At 49.0% G+C, this 4,006-nt stretch carries 3 protein-coding genes; all 3 read right to left on the reverse strand.

What is annotated here, in order from left to right:
* On the reverse strand, positions 1-2,401 hold a 2,401-nt coding region (locus GX016_00430; GenBank protein HHT70028.1), incomplete at its 3' end, for an AAA family ATPase.
* Positions 2,388-3,305, reverse strand: a complete 918-nt coding sequence (locus tag GX016_00435; protein HHT70029.1) for a serine/threonine protein kinase — start codon at positions 3,303-3,305, stop codon at positions 2,388-2,390. The genes GX016_00435 and GX016_00430, both read right to left, overlap by 14 nt.
* Positions 3,302-4,006 (reverse strand): protein kinase (locus tag GX016_00440; GenBank protein ID HHT70030.1); only part of this gene is annotated, 705 nt, incomplete at its 5' end. The genes GX016_00440 and GX016_00435, both read right to left, overlap by 4 nt.

Below are 4,006 nucleotides of genomic sequence, written 5' to 3' on the forward strand. Positions count from 1 at the left end.
CCAGAGTATCGATAAAGTAGAGAGGAGTGCGAAATGAGTCTATCCCTAAAAGAGAGGGGTCGCGATTCTCAGCCTTTAATCCCGATTTATAGTTGCCCCCATAAAACTCCTGGGAGATAAAATCTGCAATCAGCGGATGCATGCGAAACTGCCGGTCAAGCATTATTTTATTCTCTGCCGGGCACGAATGAAAAAGGTTTTCAAACAGGCTTATTTTGAGCACCTGTTCGTAGTCAAAAGCAGGTCCTTCCTCTTCATCGTCCCAGTCGTTCATCGGGTCTCCCTGCTGGGCCCGGATCTCTTCCAGCAACCCGTCCTCACATACCGGGGGCAATTGCATATGGTCCCCAATTAAAATTACTTTCTTGGCTCGGGACATGGGCACTAATATGTCAAAGATGGTAATTTGCCCGGCCTCATCAATTATGGCCACATCGAAATCCACATCTTTGAACACGCTGTTAGTGTTAATCCCAATACAAGTAGCCCCCACCACCATCACCGAATTTAACAAGAGAGGATAAAGAGACTGCTGCCTTTGCTCCAAGGATCTTATCCATTCTTTAACAATGCTCTGTTTGTTCCGATACTTAGCCGCAAGTTCCTCTCGCTGTCTAATCTCCTTCTCCAAATCCTCCTCTGTCAGCTCTCGGTAAGAAAAGGTTTCCGCGGCCCCTGCTTGTTTGAACTTCTCATCTAATGCTGTGGCAATAATCTTCTGTTGGCTGGTACGCTCTGTATAGGCAGCGTTCAATTCCCTGTATTTCGGATCGCTGGCTACCCGTGCAGCTAATTGTTCCTGGTAACGCTCCCGGGCCGCCTGGGCCCGTTCTTTTTGAAGGAGCAATAGATTTAGCAGCCGCAGAAAATGCGCCCCCAGATAAAAAGGAATACTCATGAGCTTTATTGTCCGCAGCCGTTTGTCCATATTTTTTTGGTAGCGCTCTATCTCCCGTCCCGCCTGGATATAAGATATAATCTCTTCTTTGTTTTCATGGAACACCGGAAGCAGCCGTTCCTGCTGATCTAGCTGCTCCATAATCTGCCTTTCTTCGCTGCTGCAGTTGTTAATGATGTCCTTTTGCAGCTCTACCGCCGCCCGATCCAAAAGCCGTGTCTTAACCTTTTCGATATTCACTCTTTCTTCCCGGCCCAGCCGTACGCAGGAAATATTCTCATGGATACATTTTTCCAGAACATTATCCACCGCCAGGTTGTTTTTCGAGCTAATTAAGACTCGCTGCCCTCGCTTGATAAATTGGCGGACCATCTCCACAATAATACTCGTTTTTCCAGTACCCGGCGGCCCCTGGACCAGCATCAGATCTTTTACGTTCAGCGCCATGTTCACCGCCAATTCCTGAGGCGGCTTCTCAGGCCTGGAACCGCTAATCCAGGGGATCTTTACGTATTCGTCCGCAGGGATTTCAATCTTTTCGAACTTGTCCCGCAGAAGAATATCCAGCAGCGCCTTATTTACCGACTTACCCTGGACCAGGCTATCCACAGCTTTCGCCTGAATCTTATAGGTAACGTTGAACATGGTGTTTAGCAGATAGCCCTGAGGAGGAAATTTACCAAAATCCACTGTGGACTGAAAGCCCAGGACAATGGAGCGCACTTGGGGATCGCACTGAGTAACCGCACCCTTGATCCGCTCCCCTCCGGGCTCCAAAGCGGCAGAGGAAGAAATGATAAGCTCCTGATTAATAAGAGTCTCATCCAGGGGGGTGTTTCGCTCTGCAATCAGGAATTTATAGGCAACACCTACTATCCTTTGTTCCCGAACCGGCTCAAAGCTAGAATAACGAAAAACCTGCGGCGCTGTGTTCTGCCGTTCATAATCATCCTGGAAGGCAATGATCTCCTTGATGGCTTCTCCCCAGGCATACTCCTGTTCCTTCTCTTTTCTACGTATGCCGGCGCCCTCTCGTTCATCGCTGGTATACTCTTTTATTTCTTGCGAGATTCTAATAACTTCTCTCGCCACGTCTAAACTATTCATGTTGCGGGGAATCCGCCAGTGTTCACCGACAACTGGGGTAAAACCGGCTAAATAAACCCGAACCCCAAATCTTACCGAGCTTAACCTATCCTGAACAGTTTTTCGGCTGACCCCAATTACCCTAAAATATGAATTGCCGTGCTGTCTGCTGATAATATGTACGGCCGAAAGCTTTAAGTTCTCGGTATAAAAATAAAAACGATGTTCATTCCGCTGCGGATTAAAGCGGGTATCCACCCACAGCCACCTGGCCTGGCACATCTCCTGGTGAGCCAGTTTCCAATATTGCTGCTGGTTGGAGACATAATAAAAGGTCACCTCTCCCCGGCTGGCAACTGTCCTGCCCCGGAGGGTGTCACCACTATACCGGCCGCTGTTCCCTTCAGTTCCGGTCAAAAGAGAGCCTCCTTTCCCTCTTAAGCTTGTGAATCATAGATTTCAGCTCCGCCACCGATTGGGGCCGCTCCCGCGGCCGATAGCGAAGACATTTTCTAAGCAGCTCCTCCAAACCTGGGGTCAAATCATCGCGTTCCAGGGGAACGTAATAACGCTCCTCTTTGTGAGAACAAAGTAGAGGCAAAACCCGGGAACCGTCCCGGTAAGGGAAGTTGCCGCTGAGCATGTAGTAAGTAAGAACCCCCAAGGAGTAGATGTCATAACTGGGGGTAACACGGCGAAGCACCTGTCCCACAGCTTCCGGGGGCGCAAAACTGCCTGTAAGGGCACTGCGGTGCCGGATGCCATAGCCTCGGATGTAGGCCAGACCAAAATCAATTATTTTTATCCCTCCCAGGGTACTACGCCCTGGGTCAGCATCCACAAAAATATTCGTATAGGACAGATCGCGATGAACAATCCCTTTCCGATGCATATCCCCCACAGCCTCCAGCAGGGCCTGCATCAGACATACAAAGGTCTTCACAGGAAGAGGCCCCATTTCCTCCACATAATCCACCAGTTTCCTACCGGGGGCCTTCTCCATAACAATATACATCTCTCGGCTATTGATAAAATCCTCGAAATAGCCCCGGGGATCAACAACATACTTGTTTCCCTTCAGCAGTTGAAGGGCAACATATTCTTGCTTGAGCTGATTAATGATGGTATTAATGCCATTTAAGCCACGACCGGTCGAATCACCATGAATCACGTTCTGCTTTACAATTACCTCAGACCCATCCCGCCTACAGTGGGCCCGATAGACCCTAGTTATGTACGGCCCCTCGCTTTTTTCGGCTACCGGCCGGTCCGGAGACAGAAGTCGGTAGTTTGCATAGAATTCGTCCAAGCTACTGCTCATGCCAGCCACTTCTTAAGGCGTCGTAAGCCTTCATCTCTTTGTGGGTATCCCTCATGTAGCAGCAACTGCAAAGCTTCATTTAATTCTCCCTTGCGCCGGGGATCACCATCAAAGGAGCTAAGATCAAGCTTAGCGGAACTTCTATTTAAACCGAGCTTGTCACTCCAAGTCCTAAACAGGGGCTTACCGCACAGAAGTTCATAAAAAATAACCCCCAGGGAATAAAGATCGGCATGATAATCGATTACTGCCCCGGGCTTATAATAAATAAGTTCCAGCGCCCTGTAGGTATCGGCTTTACCAACCAAAGCTGACACCACCGTCTGACTCCCCTTTAACTTGGCGTAATCGAAGTTCATAACTTTTGACTCTCCGGAATCGGTGATTATGATATTGCGGGGGTTAAGGTCCCGGTGAACAATTTTTTTCCTATTTATAGCCTCCACAATCGCAACCAGGCTCTTCATTATTTCCCTCTTATCCGCCGTCCCCATACCCCGTTCCATCTTTTCTGCCAAGGTAACATGCTCAACCCAATCGGTAACACTAATAATAAAGGGATCGAAAGAGAAGGGAGGAATACTGCTAAAAAGAACAAAGGGCTCCTGGCGCAATACAGCCTTGACGCGGGCATCCCGCTGCGCCATCTCCCTGGTAATATCCTGGATATGTTCCCTATCACCCGGGTCGATCATCATGGC

The sequence above is a fragment of the Bacillota bacterium genome (assembly GCA_012837285.1).
Classification (GTDB): domain Bacteria; phylum Bacillota; class DTU030; order DUMP01; family DUMP01; genus DUNI01.

Coding starts and splice junctions, on each gene's coding strand:
- GX016_00435 (HHT70029.1), bottom strand. CDS start 3,305: ATGAGCAGTAGCTTGGACGAATTCTATGCAAACTACCGACTTCTGTCT.